The sequence below is a fragment of the Bartonella vinsonii subsp. berkhoffii ATCC 51672 genome (genome assembly GCF_902825225.1).
GTDB classification, from domain to species: domain Bacteria; phylum Pseudomonadota; class Alphaproteobacteria; order Rhizobiales; family Rhizobiaceae; genus Bartonella; species Bartonella berkhoffii.
This window is the reverse complement of record NZ_CADEAK010000154.1, coordinates 1-454: the sequence shown is the minus strand read 5'-3', so window position 1 is coordinate 454 and position 454 is coordinate 1. Positions and strand designations below refer to the sequence as shown.

At 33.0% G+C, this 454-nt stretch carries 1 pseudogene; it reads right to left on the bottom strand.

What is annotated here, in order from left to right:
* Positions 1 to 454: pseudogene (locus J7R10_RS08705) on the bottom strand (hypothetical protein); the annotation flags it as partial.

Here is a 454-nt window from a genome sequence, read left to right as displayed (position 1 = left end):
AAAAAGATCCTATCAACTGTGGCTGAGACAATGTTCCATTTAAAACAGCATCAATTTTTGCTATTCCTGTTATATGCGCAACAAGTTTTGCTAATAATTGATCAACAAAAGCAAGAGGCATTACACCTTTAACACTCAGTTAAGATGGTGAATTATCCAAAGAAAGACGCACATTTACAAAAAGATCCAAATCTTTAGATCCAGTCGCTGTTAAATGCAGAATATGAAGTGTTGATTTTTCATAAAAACCACGAGCATTTATATTAATTAATGATGCATTCTTATGAAGCATAGAATTGATTGTTAAATTTTGACTAGAAAATTCAAAATGCGCAGATGGATCCTTCAATGTCCCCCCAATATCGACCTTACCAGTTACCTCTCCTCTCAAAGCTTGCCCTTCAATAAAACTGTTAAACAAAAGCACAGATAAATTTTTCAAATCAATATGAAG